Annotated in this window: 19 protein-coding genes; 12 read left to right on the top strand and 7 right to left on the bottom strand. The window is 63.5% G+C overall.

The features are described from left to right. Positions 1 to 129 precede the first annotated feature (129 nt). From WNZ15_RS04910 to WNZ15_RS04885, 6 genes are all read left to right on the top strand, one after another. Positions 130 to 1,140 (top strand): ABC transporter substrate-binding protein, encoded by a 1,011-nt coding sequence (locus WNZ15_RS04910; protein ID WP_342891811.1) that lies wholly within the window; start codon positions 130 to 132, stop codon positions 1,138 to 1,140. Between the two features lie 72 nt (positions 1,141 to 1,212). After that, the gene (locus WNZ15_RS04905) at positions 1,213 to 2,052 is read left to right on the top strand and encodes an ABC transporter ATP-binding protein (protein WP_342891810.1); all 840 of its coding nucleotides are present in this window, start codon (positions 1,213 to 1,215) and stop codon (positions 2,050 to 2,052) included. A 2-nt stretch (positions 2,053 to 2,054) separates the two neighbouring features. Continuing rightward, a complete protein-coding gene (locus tag WNZ15_RS04900) occupies positions 2,055 to 2,972 on the top strand; it encodes an ABC transporter permease (RefSeq protein ID WP_342891809.1) in 918 nt (305 codons plus the stop codon). After that, a complete protein-coding gene (locus tag WNZ15_RS04895) occupies positions 2,972 to 4,276 on the top strand; it encodes a cytosine deaminase (RefSeq protein ID WP_342891808.1) in 1,305 nt (434 codons plus the stop codon). The genes WNZ15_RS04900 and WNZ15_RS04895 overlap by 1 nt, the downstream gene beginning before the upstream one ends. A 2-nt stretch (positions 4,277 to 4,278) precedes the next feature. Continuing rightward, the gene (locus WNZ15_RS04890) at positions 4,279 to 5,685 is read left to right on the top strand and encodes an FAD-binding oxidoreductase (protein ID WP_342891807.1); all 1,407 of its coding nucleotides are present in this window, start codon (positions 4,279 to 4,281) and stop codon (positions 5,683 to 5,685) included. A 3-nt stretch (positions 5,686 to 5,688) separates the two neighbouring features. Next, positions 5,689 to 6,270, top strand: coding sequence for an NAD(P)H-dependent oxidoreductase (locus WNZ15_RS04885; RefSeq protein WP_342891806.1), 582 nt, complete (start codon positions 5,689 to 5,691; stop codon positions 6,268 to 6,270). Between the two features lie 390 nt (positions 6,271 to 6,660). Here the strand turns inward: WNZ15_RS04885 and WNZ15_RS04880 are convergent, their stop codons facing one another. The 4 genes from WNZ15_RS04880 to WNZ15_RS04865 all read right to left on the bottom strand — a co-directional run bounded on the left by WNZ15_RS04880 (position 6,661) and on the right by WNZ15_RS04865 (position 11,515). Then, a complete protein-coding gene (locus WNZ15_RS04880) occupies positions 6,661 to 7,065 on the bottom strand; it encodes a Rid family hydrolase (RefSeq protein ID WP_342891859.1) in 405 nt (134 codons plus the stop codon). A gap of 90 nt (positions 7,066 to 7,155) precedes the next feature. Further along, positions 7,156 to 8,817, bottom strand: coding sequence for a CRTAC1 family protein (locus tag WNZ15_RS04875; protein WP_342891805.1), 1,662 nt, complete (start codon positions 8,815 to 8,817; stop codon positions 7,156 to 7,158). Beyond that, the gene (locus WNZ15_RS04870) at positions 8,814 to 10,244 is read right to left on the bottom strand and encodes a di-heme oxidoredictase family protein (protein ID WP_342891804.1); all 1,431 of its coding nucleotides are present in this window, start codon (positions 10,242 to 10,244) and stop codon (positions 8,814 to 8,816) included. Before WNZ15_RS04870 ends, WNZ15_RS04875 begins: the two co-directional genes overlap by 4 nt. Continuing rightward, complete coding sequence (locus tag WNZ15_RS04865) at positions 10,241 to 11,515, bottom strand: ROK family transcriptional regulator (protein WP_342891803.1); 1,275 nt, start codon at positions 11,513 to 11,515, stop codon at positions 10,241 to 10,243. Before WNZ15_RS04865 ends, WNZ15_RS04870 begins: the two co-directional genes overlap by 4 nt. Before the next feature lie 270 nt (positions 11,516 to 11,785). Here WNZ15_RS04865 and xylF point away from each other — a divergent pair, with 270 nt between their 5' ends. From xylF to xylA, 5 genes are all read left to right on the top strand, one after another. After that, positions 11,786 to 12,817, top strand: a complete 1,032-nt coding sequence (gene xylF, locus WNZ15_RS04860; RefSeq protein WP_342891802.1) for a D-xylose ABC transporter substrate-binding protein — start codon at positions 11,786 to 11,788, stop codon at positions 12,815 to 12,817. Positions 12,818 to 12,950: 133 nt separating this feature from the next. Continuing rightward, positions 12,951 to 14,240: a sugar ABC transporter permease gene (locus WNZ15_RS04855; protein WP_342891801.1), complete on the top strand. Its 1,290-nt coding sequence runs from the start codon at positions 12,951 to 12,953 to the stop codon at positions 14,238 to 14,240. 3 nt (positions 14,241 to 14,243) lie between these two features. Then, positions 14,244 to 15,032 carry an ATP-binding cassette domain-containing protein gene (locus WNZ15_RS04850; protein ID WP_342891800.1) on the top strand — a complete coding sequence of 263 codons (789 nt, stop codon included), beginning with the start codon at positions 14,244 to 14,246 and terminating at the stop codon, positions 15,030 to 15,032. Positions 15,033 to 15,181: 149 nt separating this feature from the next. Further along, the gene (gene xylB / locus WNZ15_RS04845) at positions 15,182 to 16,633 is read left to right on the top strand and encodes a xylulokinase (RefSeq protein ID WP_342891799.1); all 1,452 of its coding nucleotides are present in this window, start codon (positions 15,182 to 15,184) and stop codon (positions 16,631 to 16,633) included. 11 nt (positions 16,634 to 16,644) lie between these two features. Beyond that, positions 16,645 to 17,964: a xylose isomerase gene (xylA, locus tag WNZ15_RS04840; RefSeq protein WP_342891798.1), complete on the top strand. Its 1,320-nt coding sequence runs from the start codon at positions 16,645 to 16,647 to the stop codon at positions 17,962 to 17,964. A 73-nt stretch (positions 17,965 to 18,037) separates the two neighbouring features. On the opposite strand, the gene WNZ15_RS04835 is transcribed toward xylA, so the two are convergent. After that, complete coding sequence (locus WNZ15_RS04835) at positions 18,038 to 18,547, bottom strand: MmcB family DNA repair protein (RefSeq protein ID WP_342891797.1); 510 nt, start codon at positions 18,545 to 18,547, stop codon at positions 18,038 to 18,040. Positions 18,548 to 18,679: 132 nt separating this feature from the next. Between WNZ15_RS04835 and WNZ15_RS04830 the strand changes: the two genes are divergently transcribed. Then, positions 18,680 to 19,168 carry a hypothetical protein gene (locus WNZ15_RS04830; protein WP_342891796.1) on the top strand — a complete coding sequence of 163 codons (489 nt, stop codon included), beginning with the start codon at positions 18,680 to 18,682 and terminating at the stop codon, positions 19,166 to 19,168. Between the two features lie 98 nt (positions 19,169 to 19,266). Here WNZ15_RS04830 and sulP read toward each other — a convergent pair whose 3' ends face one another. Beyond that, positions 19,267 to 21,051, bottom strand: a complete 1,785-nt coding sequence (gene sulP, locus WNZ15_RS04825) for a sulfate permease (protein WP_342891795.1) — start codon at positions 21,049 to 21,051, stop codon at positions 19,267 to 19,269. Positions 21,052 to 21,140: 89 nt separating this feature from the next. After that, positions 21,141 to 22,811, bottom strand: coding sequence for a TIGR01244 family sulfur transferase (locus WNZ15_RS04820; protein WP_342891794.1), 1,671 nt, complete (start codon positions 22,809 to 22,811; stop codon positions 21,141 to 21,143). Between the last annotated feature and the right edge of the window lie 92 nt (positions 22,812 to 22,903).

Below are 22,903 nucleotides of genomic sequence, written 5' to 3'. Positions count from 1 at the left end.
AAAAGGCAGAGATGACAAAAAGGCATCGCTGCGGGCGAATTTTGATGCTTTTCAACGCGCACTACAAGAGCTCAACTAAAGCTGAAAATATGCGGTTTCAAGGCAATTTGCTTTACTGGAGGGTATCAAATGACAGTTTTCCCATCCGCGAAGACACTTCTCGCGGCTGTTCTTCTCACCGGGACCGCTGCTTCCCACGCAGTCGCCCTGGACGAGGTGACCTACGGCACCAACTGGCAGGCGCAGGCCGAACACGGCGGTTTCTACCAGGCCGTCGCCGACGGCACCTATGAAAAATACGGTCTCAAGGTGACGATCGCGCCGGGCGGCCCGCAGGCCGCCAATGACGCGCTGCTGATCTCGGGCAAGATCGATTTCTACATGGGCGGAACCCTGAAGGGCTTCGACTACGTCAAGCAGGGCATTCCGCTGATCAATGTCGCCAGCATGTTCCAGAAGGATCCGCAGATCCTGACCACGCATCCGGATCAGGGCATCGACACGTTCGAGGATCTTGCCAAGCTCGAAACCATCTACATGGGCAAGGACGGGTACGTCACCTACTTCGAATGGATGAAGAAGAACTTCGAAGGCTTCTCCGATGCCCAGTTCAAGCCCTACACATACAACCCGGCGCCATTCATCATCAATCCCAAGGCGGGGCAGCAGGGCTACCTGACCTCCGAACCCTATGAGATCGAGAAACAGGCCGGCTGGGCCCCGAAAGTGTTTCTCCTGGCAGATGCGGGGTGGACCCCCTATTCGACGATGATCACCACCTCCACGTCCCTCGTCGAGGAAAATCCGGACCTGGTGCAGCGGTTCGTCGATGCCTCCGTCGAAGGCTGGTACAACTACCTCTACGGCGACAACGCCGCCGCCAACGACCTGATCAAGGCGGATAACCCGGAAATGACCGACGGTCAGCTCGCCTATTCGCTGGAAAAGATGAAGGAATACGGCATCGTCGATTCCGGCGACACCCTCGAAAAAGGCATCGGCTGCATGACCGACGCGCATTTCAAGCAGTTTTTCGACACGCTGGCGTCGATCGGTGTCGTGGAGGCTTCCCTGGATTATTCGAAGTCCTACACGACGGAATTCGTCTGCAAGGGTGTCGGTCTCGACCTGAAGAAGTAAGATAGCCCTGACGACAGACAATCCGCTCCGCGCTTGCGTGCGGGGCGGCCGCCTCCAGATACAGAGTTCAGTATGGCCATAGCCGAACAGGGCAGCACACACGCCGGCGCACCGGCGGCCCGCAGTCCCAGATCTTCCCGTCCACTTGTCGCCATGGACACTGTTTCAAAGGTCTTCTCCAACGGCACAGTTGCGCTCTCGGGCATGTCGATGACCGTCCGTCCGGGAGAATTCATCAGCCTGCTGGGGCCCTCCGGCTGCGGCAAGTCGACCGCTCTCAGGATCATCGCCGGTCTCGGCGGCATCTCCGAAGGCGCCATCGACTGGCCGAGTTTCAGGATAAATGCGCGCGGCCTGCCCGATGGAGACATCGGTTTTGTGTTCCAGGAACCGACGCTGATGCCCTGGCAGACCGTTTTCGGCAACGTCTACCTGCCGCTGCGCCTCAATGGCATGTCGAAAAAGGCGGCGGCCGGCCGTATCGACGCAGCGCTGGAAAGCGTCGGCCTCAAGGATTTTCACAAGGCCTATCCGCGGGAACTGTCGGGCGGCATGAAAATGCGCGTGTCCATCGCCCGTGCCCTGGTGACGGAACCCAAACTGCTGCTGATGGACGAACCGTTCGCGGCCCTCGACGAGATTACCCGCCAGAAACTGAACGACGATGTTCTGGATCTGTGGAAGACAACCGGGATCACGGTGATCTTCGTGACCCATTCGGTCTACGAATCGGCCTATCTGGCCAACAGGATCGTGGTGATGAAGGCCCGCCCGGGCCGTGTCCATGCGGATTTTCCGCTGCACACGAGTCTTGAAAGGGATGCCGAATACCGCGTCTCCGAAGAATACCGTCAGGCTTGCGCAGAGGTCTCCGGCATGCTGTCCGAAGCCATGGGAGGCGAGGAGCATTGACGATGTCTTCCACCACTGAAACGGCCGATCGCGTGCCGGCAGGCGGGGCGGCCGGCACCGGCCAGGAGCCGGTCCGCGCCCGCATCCCGGCAGCCGTCAAGCTGCCGACGAAGGAGAGCGCCGCCGCGGCCAAACGCCGGGACCGCGTCCTCACCATTCTCGTGCCTCTGTGTGTGATCGGTGTACTGATCGGGCTCTGGCAGGTCATGGTCACGGTCAATGACATCCCGCCTTACATCCTGCCGGGTCCGGGGCTTGTGCTGAATTCGCTGCTGACCGACTGGCCCGTGCTTCTGCCCGCCCTTTGGGTGACGACAAAAATCACGCTGGCCTCCCTGGCCCTGGCGCTGATCGGCGGCGGCGGCATGGCGATCCTCCTCGTCCAGTCGCGCTGGATCGAGACCGCGCTTTATCCCATCACGGTGATCCTGCAGGTCACGCCGATCATCGCGGTCGCGCCGCTCATCCTGATCTATGCGCCGACGACCCAGTCCGCGCTGCTGATCTGCGCGTTCGTGGTCGCCTTCTTCCCGATCCTGTCCAACATGGTCCAGGGCCTGAAAAGCGTCGATCACAATCTTCTCAACCTGTTCGAGCTCAATGGCGCTTCGCGCTGGCAGACGCTGATCTACCTGAAGCTGCCGGCCTCCCTGCCCTATTTCATGACCGGGCTCAGGATCGGCGGCGGACTCGCGCTGATCGCCGCCGTCGTTGCCGAATTCGCCGCCGGATCCGCCGGGGCGGGCTCGGGTCTTGCCTTCCGTCTTCTTGAGTCCCAGTTCCGTCTCAATATTTCCCGCCTGTTCGCCGCGCTCTTCCTCCTGGCCAGTCTGGGTGTGGTGATCTTCGCGATGACGTCCTTCATTTCCTGGTGGACGCTGCATCGCTGGCACGAAAGCAGCCTGAAGCGGGAGAACTGATGGTGCTGGATCTTCCCAGAAGCGACAGGTTCGCGCTGCGCGCCGCGACCCTTCCCGCAGCCGTGGTGCCCGGATTTTCCGGTCCGACGGCAAACGGGCTCTGCAGCGCGGATCTCATCGTTGCGCAAGGAAAGATCGAGGCGGTGCTTGCCGCCGGCATGGCACCTGCCGGGATCGAGGGCCCGGACCTGCGGCACAAGATGGTCTGGCCCTGCTTTGCCGACATGCACACCCATATCGACAAGGGTCATATCTGGGACCGCGAGCCCAACCGGACCGGTGATTTCGAAGGGGCGCTGGCGGCGGTGCGGACCGACCGGGAAGCCAGCTGGACGGCGGACGATGTCAAGACGCGCATGGAGTTCTCGCTGCGCTGCGCCTATGCCCATGGCACCGGCCTGCTGCGCACCCATATCGACAGTCTTGCGCCCCAGCACCGGATCTCGTTCGAGGTGTTCCGTGACATGCGCGCGCGCTGGAAAGACCGGATTGCCCTGCAGGCGGTGGCGCTGTTTCCGATCGACGCTCTGGACGATGAAGCCTATTTCGCCGACCTGGTCTCGGTGGTTTCCGCGAGCGGTGCCTTGCTGGGCGGCGTCACCTATCCGATGCCGGATCTCGACCGGCGGCTGGATGTCCTGTTCCGGACAGCATCGGACAACGGGCTCGATCTCGATCTCCATGTCGACGAAACCCAGGATCGGAATGTCCTGACGCTGCGCGCGATCGCCGAGGCCAAGCTGCGCAACAGGTTTGAGGGCGCCGTCACCGTCGGCCATTGCTGTTCGCTGGCGCGCCAGGACGACAGCACGGCGGAGGCCACGATCGGCAAGGTCGCAGAAGCCGGCCTTTCCGTGGTCTCGCTGCCGATGTGCAACATGTATCTCCAGGACCGTCAGCCGGGACGCACGCCGCGCTCGCGCGGCATCACCCTGCTGCACGAGTTGAAAGCGGCCGGCGTGCCGGTGGCCGTCGCCTCCGACAACACCCGTGATCCGTTCTATGCCTACGGCGATCTCGACATGGTGGAAGTGCTGCGCGAAGCCGTCCGGATCGCGCATCTGGACCATCCTCTCGATGACGCGGCCACGGTTGTCACGTCGCTGCCGGCCGATATCTTGAAGGTGCCGGAGGCCGGGCGCATCGCGGCCGGGCTGTCCGCCGATCTGGTCATCTTCAACGCCCGAAGCTGGAGCGAATTTCTGTCCCGTCCGCAGGCGGACCGCATCGTGATGCGGAATGGCATGGGCATCGACCGCCGCCTGCCGGATTATTGTGAACTTGACCCGCTGATGAGAGGCTGATCATGGCCGACTACGAGAAGATCAAGGCCGAACTCGACGGCATCGCCGTGGAAGACAATCCGCGGCTGGTACAGGCCAAAAGCCGGGATTTCTACTGGTATTCCCCGATCCTGAAGAACCAGCTCGACAATGTCACCGGCGATCTTCTGGTCTCTCCGAAGGATGAGGGCGAGGTGATCCGCGTGCTCAGGACCGCCTTCGCCCATGGCGTTCCGGTCACGCCGCGTGGTGCAGGCACCGGCAATTACGGCCAGGCGATGCCGCTCTCCGGAGGTATCGTGCTCGACATGTCGAAGATGGACGAGGTCAGGGAAATTGCGCCGGGCCGCGTGGTCTGCGGACCGGGCATCGTGCTGGCGAAACTCGACAGGCAGACGAAGGAACACTCCGGTCAGGAGCTCCGGTTTCATCCATCCACGGCCCAGACGGCAACAATCGGCGGCTTTATTGCCGGCGGGTCCGGCGGTGTCGGGTCCGTGCATTGGGGCGGCCTCCGGGATCTCGGCAACATCCTGCGCTTGCGCATCGTCACGATGGAGGCGGAGCCCCGCGTGATCGAGCTGTCCGCCTGGGACCTGCAGAAGGTCAGCCACGCCTACGGCACCAACGGCATCATCACGGAAGTCGAGATGCCGCTGACGACCGCCTACGACTGGGTCGACGTCATTGTCGGCCATGACACCTTCATGGATGCGGTGGTCTTTTCCGACAGGCTGGCACGCAGCAACGGTCTGTTGCTGAAGGAAGTGGCTCCGATTTCAGCGCCGATTCCGTTCGACTATTTCACGCGGCACAAGCCCTGGCTGAAGGAAGGCGAGGCGGTCACCGTGCTGATGGTGGCACCGCATTCCATGCCTTCGGTGCTGGCCCTGGCCGAGCGGATGAAAGGCGAGGTCCGCTTCCGCTCCGACGAAGTCGAGAGCATGAAGGGCATTCCCCACGCCTATGAGCTGGCATGGAACCACACCACGCTCAGGGCGCTCAAGTTCGACAATTCCTTCACCTATCTCCAGACCCAGTATCCGGGTCCGGATCATGTGGAGCTGGTGCGCAAGACGACAGAAATGTTCCCGGGCGAAATCTTCGGCCACCTGGAATTCCTGCGTTTCGACGGCCAGGTCCAGTGCTCCGGCCTGCCGCTGGTCCGCTACACCACCGAGGAACGGCTGGAGGAAATCATCCGCCTTCATGAGGACAACGGCTGCCGGATCTTCAATCCGCACCGCTATACGCTGGAGGAAGGCGGCATGAAGCAGACCGACCAGGTGCAGCTCGCCTTCAAGAAGGAGACCGATCCGAGGGGCCTGCTCAATCCGGGCAAGATGATCGCCTGGGACAATCCGGATTTCGATTTCAATTCGGGCAAGAATTACCTGTTTCCGGGCCTTCAGGCCTTTGCCGAGGCATAATCCATGCGTGTACTGGTTGTTCACTCCCACCCGCAGGAGCAAAGCTTCGGCCGGGCGCTTTATCAAAGGACCTGTGAAGGCCTTGAAAAGGCGGGCCATGAGGTCGACGGCTGCAACCTCTATGAGGAAGGCTTCGATCCGGTCCTGTCGGCGCATGACCGGGACATCTACCATGACGTTCCGGAAAACCGGCAACGGGTCGACGCCTATTGCGAGCGCCTCAAGGCCGCCGAAGGTCTGGTGATCTGCACACCGGTGTGGAACTTCGGCTTCCCCGCCATGCTGAAAGGCTATTTCGACCGGGTCTGGCTGCCCGGCGTGTCCTTTGATCTGGAAGACGGCAAGCTGACGCCCACCCTGCGCCACATAACCAAGCTCGCGGCGGTCATGACCTATGGCGGCAGCCGGTGGCGGGCCTTCCTGGTCGGCGACCCGCCGCGCAAGATCGTCACAAGGGTCGTCCGGGCGCAGATCAAACTCGGCGCCCCCGTCAGGTACCTTGCCCATTACGACATGAACAACGCGACACCGCAGACCACCGGCGCGTTTCTGGACAAGGTCGGGCAGACGATGGAGCGGTTCTGAGAGAGCGGTTCTGCTTCAACGCGCCAGCGCAGCAAGACCGCAAAACGCCGATTGGCCAGAAGCTTGCGTCTCGGTCATCAGAGCGACCCCTGATAAAATGTTAGGCCGTGGTGTCTGAGCGAATCCGAATCGGCCTTCCCCGCCTCCGAGCGGGGATCCAATCCACTTCGGAGCCTGTTGCGATGGACACTTCCTCCGCGCCCTGCCGCTCTGGAAAAGATTGGATCCCCGATCAAGTCGGGGAAGGCCACGAGGGGGGGCCAACTTGATGTGACTGGAAACGCGGGGACCGGATCTGTGTGAGCATGGCCGGGGTGGGACGCGTTTTGCGCAGCCGGATCTCTGTCCCGGATGAGTTTTCTGCACCAGCCGCAAGCTTGTCTCACCCGGCTAGAAAACCTTCGCCGCCGTCACTTCCACCTCGACCACAAACTCCGCGCGGGTGAAACCGCCGACGATGAGCAGGGTCGACACCGGCTTGAGCGCACCGGTGTAGCGGTCGCGGACGGCCATATAGGCCGGGAAATCTTCCCGCTTGGTGACGAAACCGGAGATCCGGATGACATCCTCGAACCCCATGCCGGCCTCTTCCAGGATGGCGCCGATGGCCTCGAAGCAGATTTCGGCCTGTGCCGTGACGTCCGGAGGGATGGTGTCGTCCGGCCGAATGCCGAGCTGGCCTGACGTGACCAGCAGGCTGGCGCCTGCCGGCACCAGAAGACCGTGGTTATAGTCCCCGAAGGGCGTGCGCACGGAAGGCGGATTGAAAACGGTTTTGTCGTGGGGACCGGCCATGGTCACGAAAACTCCAAAGCATTGAATGTTCCCGGCATTTTCAGGCAGATTGGCCGCAATGTCACCCTTTGAAACGCGGCCCGGCCACGCCTATTCCGGATACCAGAGCCTGGCCTTTTCCGCGCCGCGTTCGATGATCACGTGACTGTTGGCGAAGACACGGTAGGCGTGGCTCCAGTCCCCGTCCGGCCATTTGATGCGGATGTTGGCACGTTCGGCGACCCCGAGGCCGAAATGGACGAACCCCAACTGGCCGGAGGCATGCCCGGCGCCGATCTGGATGTCCTTCACCCGTGTGTGATTGCCGGTCTTGACGCTGATCCGTGCCCCGACCGCGCGTCGGTTGGACTGGCCCGGCTGGCGGATATCGACCGCGAGCCAGTTGCCGAGCGGTTTCGGCGCTTCCGCCGTTCCCTGCCCGAGGTTCCGGAACAGGCTGACGGGCGCGGCCCGGTTGACGACGACCAGATCCAGCAGCCCGTCCGAATTGAAATCAGCCAGGCCCGCACCCCGGCCGCGCCGGTCGAGGCCGATGCCGGCAAGTCCGCCGGCTTCGGTGAACCGGCCGTCCCACTGGCCGATCAGAAGATTGTCCGGATCGACGGCGGCGAAATCCGGCATCGCCTCGACATTGCCCTTGGCGATAAACAGGTCCCACAGGCCGTCATTGTTGACGTCCTGGAATTCGGAATGCCAGCCGGTCGAGGGCTTGAGGTCCTCGCCCTTGTAGGGGCGGTGGGCGGTAATCCCGAGATCGAAGGCGATGTCCTGGTAGACCGGAACGGTTTCGTCCGTTTCCGCGTCCAGTTTCTGCAGCTTGGTATCGCCCATGCTGGTCAGGGCGTATTCGGGAAAGCCGTCGACATCGAGATCGATCGAGGCGATGCCCATGCCCCAGATCTTGAGATGCTGCCAGCCGTCGGACTTGCGGTATGGCCTGGGCGGGCGGCCCGCAGGCACGGCCCAGAGCTGTTCCTCGCCGCCGCGGTAATAGTGCCGGTCGTTCGAGACCCGGAGCGCGGCTTCGCCGGACCGGTTCCAGTCGGTGAACAGGATCGACAGCGTGCAGAACCCGGGCGACAGGCGCGTCGGCTCCGGATAGGAGGCGCTGCCCTCCGCCGTCTTGTCCGGCCGGAACAGGAAATTGTCGTGGCAGGTGCCCCAGGGCGAACCGGGTGCGGAGCGGTCGACATAGTTGCCGAAGGCCAGTGTCGGATAGTCGAGGTCCGGCTCGAACGTGGCCGAGAACGCGGTTGTCCAGTCACGCCCGCCATCGAAGCCGAGAGCCCGGTTGGCCACCTCGAAGCGGCAGTCCCCCTTGCCCTCGAGCAGCAGGTTCTCACCCAGGCGTAACACCGCGAGATCAGGCACGTCGTCATTGTTGAAGTCGAGCGGATACGCGCCGAGGACCCGAACCGCCTGCCGTTCGTTCATGCCGGTCGGCAGCGCCGTGAAGGTGAGCGGTCCCGCCGTCGGGCTGCCGTTTTGAAAGAGCTGCGCCGGGTTCCTGCCGCCGGCCAGGAACAGGTCCGGTCGCCGGTCGCCGTTGCAGTCGAAAATGGCCGCGCCGCCACCGACGAAGAATTCCCAGGCCCCGTCATACCTGTGCTCGATGCCCGCGCTCCCAGCTTCCTCCACGAAGGAAGGCACCGGTGCGAGGGAGGCTTCGGGTACGCTGTCCTGAGCCAGACCCGGGGACGCTGCGAGCAGTGCCGGCAGCATGACGGAAAGTTTGAAGGCCGCACGGCTCATTCGGCAATCTCCAGACTGCGCAGGAAGGCGACGATGGACTGGCGGTCGGTCTCCGGCAGTGCCGCATAGGCCTTGCGGCTCTCCGTTGCCTCGCCGCCATGGGCCAGGATCACTTCACTGAGTGTGGTCAGGTCGCCGCGGTGGCCATAGGGCGCCGTGCTGCCGATGCCCCACAGTTCCGAGGTGATGAAGACATCCCTGGCGACAAAACGCTGCGCCAGCAGTTCGTTGCCGAAGGTGTCGTTCTGTGCGTCGGCGATCCTGTGGCGCTTCAGATCGCCGTAAAGCGGCACCAGAACCCGGCCCTGTTCGTCGCGCGGCAGGGCCTTGACCCAGTCCAGCGTGCCGAGATCGTAGACCAGCGGCGTGGCGACATCGCTCTGGCGCAGGGTGCCGGCAGTGTCGTACGGGCCCGGGTCCTGAAATTTGAGGGAGTCCAGCGGCAGGGCCGGAATGTGGCAGGACGTGCAGCCGATCTCGCCGAACAGGGTCTCGCCCTGGCCGGCGGCGCTCTGCCACAGATCCGGCAGGTCCTGTTTGCGCCCCGGTGCGGGCAGGGTGGCCTGCCACGCGACCAGCGCGGAGATCTGGCCCGGTGTCATTTCGTTGCTGTGGCCGTCGCCGTCGAAATCGTCCGTGCCGGTCCAGGCCGCGCCGAACCGTTCCTGTGGCTGAATGCCGTGGTGGGCGTTCATGGCGTTGACTGTGAACTGGCGCAGGGAGGCAAAGACCCCCTTCTGGCTGAACGGGCGCAGGGTCAGGTCGTCGTCGATCCCGTCCAGGCCGGACACGTCGAGCGTGCCGTCCGGAAAGGCCTTCAGCGATCCGAAGGAAACCCCTTTCGCTTCCAGAGCGATCTCCTCCGGCCGGCCGCTGGAGCGCGTCTTTTCCAGGACCGATTGCCGCTGGATTCTCAGCTCCGCCGTCATTTCACGGGCAAGCAGCTCGATCAGGCCCGCGCCCTGAAGGGCGTTGGTATTGCGTTCGTTGGAAAACTGCGGATCGATCGTGTCGAAATCGGCGCTCTCGAAACCTTCGGAGACGAAGACATTGGCCGTGAAGGCGCCGGCACCGCCGATGACGGGTTCATTGTGGCAGGACGCACAGGCATTGGCATCCATGCCGGCAAGCCGCTGGAAGGCGAGGTGGGAGCGGCGGCGCACCTTTGTCGGCACGATGGCCCCGGTCGCATCCGGCCGGCCCGCGCCGTCCAGCGAGGTGAACTTGGCCTCGAAAAGCCGCTCGCCGATCGGCTGCAGCACCGCGACGGGATCTTCTCCGGAGGCTGCCAGAGCCTCGATGTCGACGTCCTCGACAAGGACGCGTTCACTCCAGGGAAGAACGGGAGGTTCGGCGCCGGCCGCTCCGGCCGGCATCAATGCGACCGCAAGCCAGACGACCCCTGGCAGGAAGTTTCGCGGGCTCATGCCGGGGTCTCCGGACCGTCGCTGGGCGCCTCACGATCGGGGGAACTGGGGGAACCGGTCTCCAGTCCGAGAAAATCCATGTCCAGCCGTTCCATGGACTGGGCGATCAGCCCGCTGCGGATGAGGTTCTCGTTCCAGGGCATCACGTCGAGGGTGAAATTGTGCCTCAGGTCAGCGACCAGAGCATCCTCGAGCCCTTCCCACATGCCTTTTTCCATGAAGGCGAAGGCACGCATCGCGGCGCCCGTCAGCACCACCCGCTTCGGGTCGATCATCGCGATCATCCGTGCAAGACCGTAGCCGAGGACCCGGCCGGCCTCGTAAAAGGCGTTGCAGGCATCCGTGTCGCCCGATCCGGCCAGCGCGATCAGCCGGGCCAGGCCGTCGACACCGGCCTTGATGGTGACGGGATCGGTGTCTTCCGGCAGGTGCGAGGCGGCCCGGACCAGCGCATAGTCGGACAGGTAGGCCTCGATGCAGCCTTTCTTGCCGCACCGGCACAGCGCGCCGTCCGGCAGGTGATTGGCGTGGCCGAATTCGGCGGCGGTGCCGCTGGCGCCGGAAAAAAGCCGGTTGTCGAGATAAAGACCCATGCCGACGCCGTAATCGAGCATGATCACCGCGAAAGTGCCGCTGTAGCGGTTCGGGTCCGACCAGTGCAGCGCCTCGGTGATCATGTTGGTATCGTTGGAGATATGACAGTCGGCACCGAATGCCTCATGCAGCGGACCGACGATCGGGATCTTGCGGCCGGCAAAGGCCGGGCTCCAGGCGACCATGCCGGTTTCCGTTTCGACAACCCCCTGGGCGGCGACGCCGATCTCCCGGACGCGGTCCGGGCCGATGCCGGCTGTCTGCAGGAACAGCCTGATGGCTTCGGTCAGCGTGTCCGGAAAGCTCGACGCGTCCGCGGATGCCGTGTCGAACCGCAGGCGCTCTTCCGTCACCACCTGACCGGAAAAATCGACCAGCGACAGGTCGATGCTGTTGACGGCAAGGCGAACCCCGACGGTATAGACCGCTTCCGGATTGAGCTTCAGCAGCGCGCGCGGCCGGCCGCGCGCCAGCGGTGCCTTGGGCTCTTCGCTTTCCAGATTTAGGATCAGCCCCTGCTCCAGAAGGTCCGACGTGATCGCCGTCACTGTGGCGGGGCTCAGGCGGGTTGCCTGCCCGAGGTCGATGCGTGCCATCGGGCCGTTCCGGCGCAGGGCCTGTAGAACAATACTGCGGTTCTGGCGCCGGATCTGATCCCGGTCCGCTTTGCGTGTCATGCTCGCTCAGCTCTTCCCTCGGTGTTTCCTCAGTCCCGGGTTTTTCCCGGCGTTTCCGCCCTTTTTCGGAAGATCGCGCTCCCGCTGGGCAGAGTTTTGTAAAACCATGTTGACAGGAGCAGCGCTTTCCTGCAACTTTTTTTCGGGGACCAAAAAAAATAGCAACAAGGTTGTCCTATCTGAAGGCGTCTCCAAAAGTCGCTTCAACATACAAGTATATTTCGGTGCGGCCGATCGACGTGAGCTGCGCCACCTGGAGGAAACATCGCAATGCGTAAAATCACCACTTTGCTGGCGGGCGCCCTGCTGTCCGCAACCGCAGTAACCGTAGCCAGCGCGGAAGACATTGTCGTCGGCGTGAGCTGGTCCAATTTCCAGGAAGAACGCTGGAAGACCGACGAAGCCGCCATCAAGGGCGCGCTGGAAGCTGCCGGTGCGAAGTACATCTCCGCCGATGCGCAGAGCTCGTCCGCGAAACAGCTGTCCGACGTTGAAGCGCTGATCGCGCAGGGCGCGACGGCTTTGATCATCCTGGCCCAGGACTCGCAGGCCATCGGCCCGGCTGTTCAGGCCGCAGCCGACGAAGGCATTCCGGTTGTCGGTTACGACCGTCTGATCGACGATCCGCGCGCATTCTACCTGACCTTCGACAACGTCGAAGTCGGCCGCATGCAGGCACGCGCTGTCCTGGCCGCCGCGCCGAAGGGCAATTACGTCATGATCAAGGGCTCGCCGACCGACCCGAACGCGGATTTCCTCCGCGGTGGTCAGCAGGAAGTGCTCCAGTCCGCGCTTGATGCAGGTGACATCACCATCGTCGGCGAAGCCTACACCGACGGCTGGCTGCCAGCGAACGCACAGCGCAACATGGAACAGCTCCTGACGGCCAACGACAACAAGGTCGATGCGGTCGTGGCGTCCAACGACGGCACCGCCGGCGGTGTTGTCGCCGCGCTGACCGCGCAGGGCATGGACGGCATTCCGGTGTCCGGCCAGGACGGCGACCACGCCGCTCTGAACCGCGTTGCACGCGGCACCCAGACCGTGTCCGTGTGGAAAGACGCCCGCGAACTCGGCAAGGCAGCCGGTGAAATCGCGGTCTCCCTGGCGGGTGGCAGCGAGTTGTCCGGTGTTGACGGCGCGGCCGTCTGGACGTCTCCGTCCGGCTCCGAGCTGACCGCCAAGTTCCTGGCGCCGCTTCCGGTCACCAAGGACAACCTGACCGCCGTCGTCGACGCGGGCTGGATCTCCAAGGAAGACCTGTGCCAGGGCGTGGAAAACGGTCCGGCTCCCTGTAACTGATAAGAACGCGTACTGAATACGGCCCCGGTTGATGGAACCGGGGCCGCTCCAACAGGGACGGCCGCAAGAGCCGCTCTCCGGGATGGGCCACCCGATGCGAAAGCGTACTGGTCTCCAAGCAGGAGTAACCTCGATGTCCGACACCGCACTGTCGGGGCAGAAAAGCCCGACAGCACGAAACTTGTTTGCCGCATTGCAGCTCGACACCCGGTTTCTTGGCATGATCGGAGCGTTCGTCGTTCTGTGCCTGGTGTTCAATGTGTTCACGGATGGCCGGTTCCTGACACCGCGCAACATCTTCAACCTGACGATCCAGACCGTGTCCGTCGCCATCATGGCGACAGGAATGGTGTTCGTCATCGTCACCCGCCATATCGATCTGTCCGTGGGTTCGGTCCTTGCCACCATCGCGGCGGTCATGGCGGTCGTCCAGACCGATTTCCTGCCCGAAATCCTGGGTCTCGGCCACCCCGCCAACTGGATCCTGGCGATCCTGGCCGGGGTCGTCGTCGGTGTCCTCATCGGCGCGTTTCAGGGCTGGATGATCGGCTATCTCGCCATTCCGGCGTTCATCGTCACGCTCGGCGGCCTGCTGGTCTGGCGGAACGTCGCCTGGTTCATAACATCCGGTCAGACGATCGGCCCGCTCGATGAGACCTTCACCAAGATCGGCGGCATCGGCGGCACCATGGGCGAAACCGGCTCCTGGATTTTCGGCGTACTGGCCGTCGCGGCCGCATTGTGGCTGCAGATCGCCTCGCGCCGCCGCAAGGCCTCCCACGGATTTCCGGTCAAGCCGGCCTGGGCCGAAGCGGCCATGGCGATGATCACCGCCTGTGCCATTCTCGGTTTCGTCTGGGTCCTGAACGCCTATGACATTCCAAAGGCACGGCTGAAGCGCATTTTCGAGGCCAGCGGCGAGACCCTGCCGGAAGGCCTGACAATGGGCTACGGCATTCCCTATTCGGTGGTCCTCCTGATCGTCGTGGCCATCGTCATGACGGTGGTTGCCCAGAGAACCCGCCTCGGCCGGTATATTTTCGCGACCGGCGGCAACCCGGATGCGGCGGCACTGTCGGGCATCAACACCCGTTTCCTGACCGTCAAGGTCTTCGCCATCATGGGCGGGCTGGCGGCACTGGCAGCGGCTGTGGCCGCCGCCCGGCTCGGCTTTTCGACCAACGACATCGGCACCCTCGACGAACTTCGGGTGATCGCGGCTGCGGTCATCGGCGGCACGGCCCTGGCCGGCGGGATCGGAACGATCTATGGCGCGATCCTGGGTGCCTTGATCATGCAGTCCCTGCAATCGGGCATGGCCATGGTCGGCGTGGACGCGCCGCTTCAGAACATCGTGGTCGGCACCGTGCTGGTCCTCGCCGTTCTGGTCGATATCATCTACCGCAAGCGCACGGGAGACTGAGCGATGGCAACACCTCTCGTAGAACTGAAAGACATGAGCATCTCCTTCGGCGGAGTGCAGGCCGTCGACCGGGTCTCCGTGGATCTCTACCCCGGCGAAGTGGTCGGACTTCTGGGCCACAACGGCGCTGGCAAGTCGACGTTGATCAAGATGCTGTCCGGTGCCTATCGGGCCGACAGCGGCGAGATCCGCATCAACGGCGAGGAAGTGCACATTCATTCGCCGCGCGACGCGCGGGCACAGAATATCGAGACCATCTACCAGACGCTCGCGCTGGCGGACAATCTCGATGCGGCGTCCAATCTGTTCCTCGGACGGGAACTGACCTCGCCGCTCGGCTTTGTCGACGACGATGCCATGGAAGCGGAAACCCGCAAGATCCTGGGCAAGCTCAATCCGAATTTCAGCAAGTTCCACGCACCCGTGAAAGCCCTGTCCGGCGGCCAGCGCCAGTCGGTCGCGATTGCCCGGGCGGTCTACTTCAACGCCAAGATCCTGATCATGGACGAGCCGACGGCGGCGCTCGGGGTTCACGAGACCCAGATGGTGGCCGAACTCGTCCAGGAACTGAAAAAACAGGGCCTCGGCATTTTCCTGATCAGCCATGACATTCATGACGTGTTCCAGCTCTGCGACCGGATCGCGGTGATGAAGAACGGCCAGCTTGTGGGATCCGCCCGCACCACGGATGTGACCGACGACGATGTGCTCGGCATGATCATTCTGGGCAAATGCCCGGAAGGCGCGACACCCGGACCGGGCGCCCTTGTGGACGACACCGTGCTCGGCTAAACCGGATGGCTCCGCGGGCTGCTGTCCGCGGAGCTTCGGCTGTCCGGGCGACGCCGGATGGCATTGTTCGGCAGGAACAAGACCCTGTGCCGAAATCTCGGAAAACGGGCCTCGGCATTCTTTTTTACTCTTCTTGAGGAACGCACCTCATGTACATCGGTCTCGATATCGGCACGAGTTCGGTCAAAGCCATTCTCCTCGACGAGGACCAGGCACTGATCTCCTCCGCGACTGCGGAGCTGACGGTGGAACGCCCTCATCCGGGCTGGTCCGAGCAGGATCCGGACAGCTGGTGGACGGCGTGTGAAACGGTTCTGGACGCGTTGAAAAGCCGGGCCCCGCAGGCGATGGCCGCGGTCAGGGGCATCGGCTTGTCGGGACATATGCACGGTGCCACCCTGCTGGACGATGCCGGCAGGACCTTGCGGCCGTGCATCCTCTGGAACGACGGCCGGTCCGGACGGCAATGCGCCGAGCTGCAGGCCGTCGAGCCGAAGTTCCTGACGCTGGGCGGCAATCTGGTGATGCCCGGCTTCACGGCGCCGAAGCTGCAATGGGTGCGCGAAAACGAACCCGACATTTTCGCCCGGACAGCCATGGTACTGTTGCCCAAGGACTATGTCCGCTTCAGGCTGACCGGCGAGTATGCGGGCGACATGTCCGACAGCGCGGGCACGCTCTGGATGGATGTCGCGAAGCGGGACTGGAGCGACGACCTTCTGGGGGCGACGGGACTGACCCGTCGCAACATGCCCCGCCTTGTGGAAGGCTCTGAAGCTTCCGGCATATTGAAACCGGACCTGTGTGCCCGCTGGGGTATCGACGGGGCGCCTGTTGTCGCGGGTGGCGGCGGAGACAATGCCGCCTCGGCGTGTGGTGTCGGGGCCGTCGATCCCGAATCGGCCTTCGTCTCGCTTGGAACATCCGGTGTTCTGTTCGTCACCAACGACAGGTTCTCGCCCAATGTCGAGGGGGCCGTTCATGCCTTTTGTCACGCGGTGCCGGACACATGGCACCAGATGGGGGTCATCCTGTCGGCGACCGACAGTCTGAACTGGCTCGCCGGAATCTTGCGCAAATCACCGGCGGATCTGACCGGTCTGCTCGATCGGGTCTCCGGCCCGTCTCCGGTCTCTTTCCTGCCTTATCTGGGCGGCGAGCGAACGCCTCATAACGATGTCGATATCCGCGCCGGCTTCCTGGGCATTTCCCACGAGACCGGCGAAGCGGAGCTGACCCACGCCGTGCTGGACGGCGTTGCCTTCGCGCTGATGGACTGCATGCAGGCCTTGAGCGTCGCGGGCACGAAATTCGACCGGGTCCTTGCTGTGGGCGGGGGCTCGCGGTCACGGCTCTGGCTGGAGATTATCGCCAGCCTCTTGAACGTCACGGTGGACGTGCCGGTCGATGGCGATTTCGGCGCATCGCTCGGGGCTGCCCGTCTCGGCCAGGCCGCGGCGCTCGGCACGACGGAAGCGATCTTCGCCAGGCCGGCGCTCAAGGCCAGTATCGACCCGGTACCGGCCCTGACGGAAACCTATGCCGAAGCCTATGGCCAATGGCGCAAACTTTATCCGGCGCTCAAACAAGCCGGTTTTTGAGGAGACAGAAGATGAGCACTGGTTTTTTTGGCGATCTGCAGCCGATCCGATACGCTGGACCCGACAGCCGTGATCCGCTGACCTACCGCCACTACAACAAGGACGAGGTGATCCTGGGCAAGCGCATGGAAGACCACCTGCGTCTGGCCGTGTGTTACTGGCACAGCTTCTGCTGGCCGGGTTCGGATCCGTTCGGCGGCGAGACCTTCAATCGCTCCTGGATGGCCGCGGGCGGTGACCCGATGGAACAGGCCAGGCTGAAGGCGGACGTCGCCTTTGAAATGTACCAGATCCTCGGAATGCCGTTCTTCACCTTTCACGACCGCGACATCGCGCCGGAAGGAAACACGCTGGCGGAAAGCAACGCCAACGTGAACGCCATTGCCGACATCTTCGAAAAGAAAATGGCGGCGACCGGCGTGAAGCTGCTCTGGGGCACCGCCAACATGTTCTCCAACCGCCGCTTCATGAGCGGCGCTGCCACCAATCCGGATCCGGACGTCTTCGCCTATGCCGCCGCCCAGGTCAAAAACGCCATGGACGTCACGTATCGGCTCGGCGGTGAAAACTACGTGCTGTGGGGCGGGCGCGAAGGCTACGAAACGCTGCTCAACACCAGCATCGGACAGGAACTCGACCAGCTCGGCCGCTTCCTCAACATGGTGGTGGAGTACAAGCACAAGATCGGCTTCAAGGGAACGATCCTGATCGAACCGAAGCCGCAGGAGCCCAGCAAGCACCAGTACGACTATGACGTCGGCACCGTCTTCGGCTTCCTCAAGGCCTATGGTCTCGAGAACGAGGTCAAGATGAACATCGAGCAGGGCCACGCCATCCTGGCCGGCCACTCCTTCGAGCACGAACTGCACATGGCCCGCTCGCTCGGCATCCTGGGCTCCGTCGACATGAACCGGAACGACTACCAGTGCGGCTGGGACACCGATCATTTCGCCATGAACGTACCCGAACTGGCACTGGCCTATTACGAGATCCTGATGGATGGCGGCTTTACGACGGGCGGCACCAATTTCGACGCCAAACTGCGCCGGCAGTCCATCGATCCGGCCGACCTGATCCAGGCACACGTCGGCTCTGCGGACGCGATCGCCCGTGGTCTGAAGGCGGCCGCCGCCGTGATCGAGGACGGGCGCCTGAAGGGCTTTGTCGATGACCGCTACGCAGGCTGGAAGAAACCGGAAAACGCGGCGATCCTGAATGGCGGCTCGTCTCTGGAAGCCCTGGCCGAACGGGTTCACGGCGAAAACCTGGAACCGCAGCCGAAATCCGGCAGGCAGGAACACCTGGAGAGCCTGGTCAACCTGTTCGTCTGAGCCTGTTGCCGACCAGCAGCGGCCGTTCCGGCATTGGCGCCGGGACGGCCGCGACGGGTTTTGGAAGCTGTTTCTAGAGCCGGTCGAACAACTGCGTGCCGTCCGGGTCGGTCAGGTTGTGCAGCCGGTAGGCGGCATGGCGGGCGAAACGGAGGGTCACGGCCTTCCTTGTGGCGGGGGGCAGCTTGTGAACCGGGGCTTCGCGCAGGATTTCCGCGCCAAATCCGTCCGAGACGATCAGGCCGGCCTCTTCGGGAAAAATGTCCAGGGGCACATCCGGGTGGGTCGCGAAATAGAGCCGGTCGCAATGCTGGCGGTACTCGGGCCACTTGCTGTCGGCCCGAAGATCCGCGATCGACGATTTGACTTCCACGATCCACAATTCGTGCCTGGGGCCGAGCGCCAGCAGGTCCGCGCGGCGGGCGGAGGCCAGGGTCACTTCCGCAAGGCAGGCGAAATCGAACTGGCGCAGCAGCCGGGCCGTGCCGCGCCAGACCTTGAGCGCGGTCTCGGACTGGCGGCCGTCCTTGAGCGGGTCGTCCAGCAGGATTCTTCCGGCAGGTGGCTGGCTGTCGTCGTTCATTCTTTTTTTGTTCCACTTTTGTTCGGAAAATACAAGCGTCACTAACGTCAAGGTTGCTTTTTGCGAGACGATTTGCCTGTTCCCGCTTCAAATTGCATAATCTGGAAAGTGACATGTCAATCGGGAAGGAGAATGCGGTTGAACGGTTTCAAGGGACGGGCCTTGCTGGCAGCTCTCTTCGTGCTCGTCGGCGGGCCGGCGCTTGCAGGCAAGGGGGACCTGATCTTTCAGGTTCCGAAGGCAGCGCCACTGCTCCAGGGAAGAACGCTCGACCTGAGATTCGCTGATTTCGCGCAAGGGATCTGGGTGCGGGATCTTGAGCAGTGCCCGGCTCCGCAGATCGATCGAAGCCCACCGGGCTCGGCGCTGGCCATCTACCGGGGCCTGCTGGAGACACCGGGCCGGATCTGTCAGGTCTATGGCGCGGAAAAGAGCGGCATCCGCACCCAGCGCGCGGCGATCAACTGCCAGTTGACCGATGGCGCCGAGGTTATCGAACTGGTCACCGTCCAGCCCCGCGGCTCCAAGGGGCTTCTGGTTCAGGAGGGCGAAAAACCACCGGTTCACTTCCGGTTCTGCGAGAAGATCGTGCCGATCCTGCAGTCTGCCCACAGCAGATGATCCCGGCGCTCCGCTTCAGCCCGGGACGGCTTGAAATCGCGGTGACCGGCGGAGCGCGGCGCTTTTCCGGCGTCGGGCCGGAACCGGCAGTGCGGACCCTAGATCTCCGGTCCCGACCAGATGTTTGACTGAGCCGCCTTCTTCGGGGTGCGGCTCTCGGAAATATGCGCCGTCTGCGGGTCGAGCGTGCACAGGGCTTCGTACTGGCTGAGAAACACCTGTCCGGTCAGATGCTCCAGGAAATCGGTTCGCTTCAGCCGGTCCATCACCGGTCCCTTGACCTCGGACAGGTGAAAGTTCACCCCGGAATCGGACAGGCGGTGGTTGATTTCCTCAAGGCTCTCCAGGGCGCTGGCGTCGATTTCGTTGACCGCCGGACACATCAGTACAACATGCTCGATCTCCGGTTTTTGCGCTACCAGGGCATAGACCTTGTCTTCCAGAAACCGGGAATTGGCGAAGAACAGGCTTTCGTCGACGCGGAGCGTCAGGACCTTGTCGCCCGTCGCTGCCGTGTGCCGGTCGACATTGCGGAAATGCTCGGTTCCCGGAACGATGCCGACGATCGCCATATGCGGCCGGCTGCTGCGGTAGAGATACAGCGCGATCGACAGCGCCACCCCGGTGACCACGCCCGGCTCGACCCCGAAAAACAGGGTGATCACGATGGTCGCGGCCATGGCGGTGAAATCGCTCCTGGAATAGGCGAAGGTCCGCTTGATCGCGCCCAGATCGACCAGCGACAACACGGCCACGATGATGGTCGCCGCAAGTGTCGCCTGCGGCAGAAAGGTAAGCAGCGGTGTCAGGAACAGGGTCGCCAGCGCGATGCCGACGGCGGTGAAGGCACCGGCTGCCGGCGTCGCCGCGCCCGCATCGAAATTGACCACGGACCGGGCAAAGCCGCCGGTCACGGGATAGCCGCCGGAGACAGCCGAGGCGATGTTGGAGGCGCCCAGGCCGATCAGCTCCTGGTCGGGTTCGATGCGCTGGCGTTTCTTGGCCGCCAGGGTCTGCGCGACGGAGACCGATTCCACGAAGCCGATCACGGATATCAGCAGGGCGGGCCCGGCCAGGGCCAGCCACAAGTCGCTGTCGAAGGCGGGCAGGTGGGGCATTGGCAGGCCGGAGGGAATGTCGCCGACGATCCGCACACCCTTCTCGCCGAGATCGAAAGCGGCGGAAATCACGGTCGTGACCGCGACGGCGGCAACGGGGCCTGCCTTGGTCAGGATATCGGCCAGGAACGGCTTGAAACCCAGGGCAAGCAGCCGTTTTTTCAAACCCTTGCGCACCCAGAAGAGAAAGCCGGTTGCCGCGGTGCCGATCGCAAGGGTGATCCAGTTGATCTCGGTCAGATGCGTGGCGATGGACAGCAGGATTTCATAGAGCGTGTGGCCATTGGCGGGCACGCCGAGAATATGTTTCAGCTGGCTGGAGGCGATGAGCAGGCCGGAGGCCGTGATGAAGCCGGAAATCACCGGATGACTGAGGAGATTGGCCAGAAAGCCGAGCCGGAACAGCCCCATGGCGACGAGCATCAGTCCGGACAGGAAGGCGAGCACGATGGCCGCGCCGAGATATTCCGGTGTGCCCTGACGGGCGAATTCGCCGACGGCGGAGGCGGTCATCAGCGAGACCACGGCGACCGGACCGACTGCGAGCGCGCGGCTCGTGCCGAACAGGGCATAGGCCACCAGCGGCAGGATCGACGCGTAAAGACCGACTTCTGGCGGCAGCCCGGCCAGCAGCGCATACGCAAGCGACTGCGGGATCAGCATGATTGTGACGATCACCGCGGCGACGAGATCGCTGGTCGCGGTTGTCTTGTCGTAGCTTCTGCCCCAGTCGAGAATGGGCAGGTAGCGCTGCAGCCGGATCATTGCATGACCTTTTGATCTGATTGGAACAACGCGAGCCGGGGATCCGGCTCGCGTATCAGGTACTGATGGCACCCCTTTTCAGGAAGTGCTTATGCCGCCGAGACTTTTTCCGGCTTGGCCAGCCACTCCTTGCCGCGCAGCATGGCGCGCCAGTAAACGGGCGGCAGGATCCGCTCCTTCAGCAGCCATGCAGTCCGCGTTGGCCTGGTCCCGTCCACCAGCCAACGCGGAAAGCTCGGCAACAGCGTTCCGCCATAGCCGAATTCCGCCAGAACGATCTTGCCACGCTCAACCGTGAGCGGGCAGGAACCGTAGCCGTCATATTGCGCCGTCGCGCTGTGTCCGCGAATGTCGGAAACGATATTCGCGGCGACAACGGGCGCCTGTTTGCGCGCCGCGGCGGCGGTCTTGGCGTTCGGGGCGTTCATCACGTCGCCGAGCGACCAGACATTGTCGTAAGTCGCGTGGCGCAGGGTCGCCTGGTCGACATCGACCCAGCCTGCGGCATCCGCAAGCGGCGAGACCCGGATGAAATCCGGCGCGGTCTGCGGCGGCGTCACGTGGATCATGTCGAACTCCGTTTCGATCCGGCGCACGTCCTTGTCCGGCTCCTTGACCTCGAACACGGCCTTTCTGGCCGGTCCGTCGATCGAAACCAGATTGTGGAAATAATTGAGATCGGCGTCGTAGCGCTTCACGTATTCCATCAGCGCGGGAACGTAATCCTTGACGCCGAACAGCACGCCGCCGGCATTCATGAACTGAATGTCGATCTTGTCCAGGCGTCCGCTCCTGAGCCAGTGATCCCCCGAAAGATACATCGCCTTTTGCGGCGCGCCGGCACATTTGATCGGCATCGGCGGCTGGGTGAACAGGGCCCTGCCTTCCCTCATGTTCTGAACCAGCTCCCAGGTATAGGGCGCCAGGTCGTAGCGGTAGTTGGAGGTCACACCGTTCTTGCCGAGTGTGTCGACCAGCCCTTCAACCCGGTGCCAGTCCAGTTTCAGGCCGGGGCAGACCACGAGCCGGTCGTATTTGACCACCCGGCATCCGTCCAGGATGACCGCGTTGTCCTTCGGCTCGAAGGCGGCAACGGCGGATCTGATCCAGTGCACGCCCCTGGGGATGAGCGAGCCCATGGTCTTGGCCGTGTCGGCGGCCTCGAAGATGCCGCCCCCGACCATGGTCCAGCCCGGCTGGTAATAATGGACGTCCGCCGGATCGATGATGGCGATGTCGAGATCGCTGTTGCGTGACAACAGGCTGGAGGCCACGGAGATGCCGGCCGCGCCGCCGCCGACGATCACGACGTCGAAACGCGCATCTTCGGCTGTTTCCGTCGGTGTGCGCCCGCCGTTGGCAATCCGGCGCACGACCCCGCTCATGTCGTATCCGGCGGCCCTGGACTGCGCCAGAATGTCGGACAGGGGCTGTTTGTCTGCCTGGGAGAGAGACCACAGCGTGGCTGACCGCGTTCCGGTCCGGCAATAGGCCAGCACCGGCTTCGGCAGGGTGTCCATCAGCTCACCGAAGGCGTCGGCATCCGCGTCGCGGACCTTGCCCGCGACGATGGGAAGATAGCGCACCTCGAGCCCGAGGCGTTTCGCTGCCGCCTCGATTTCCTCGAACACGGGCTGGTCCGCGCCTTCGCCGTCCGGGCGGTTGCAGATCACGGACCGGAAGCCCTGCTGGGCATAGTCCGCCAGATCTTCGGGACGGATCTGCGGGGCCACCGAGATCTGCGAGTTGATTGCCTTCATGATTGTCTCCCGCCGCTTGCCGGCGCTGATGTGTTCCGGCCGGACCCGACCGCGGTCCGTCCGCCGAGATGGCGGACAGGCCGGTGGTTGTG

Origin of the sequence: Roseibium sp. AS2 (assembly GCF_038900065.1) — a bacterium.
Classification (GTDB): Bacteria; Pseudomonadota; Alphaproteobacteria; order Rhizobiales; family Stappiaceae; genus Roseibium.
Note: the sequence above shows the minus strand (reverse complement) of the source record. Positions and strands in the feature narration are given on the sequence as shown.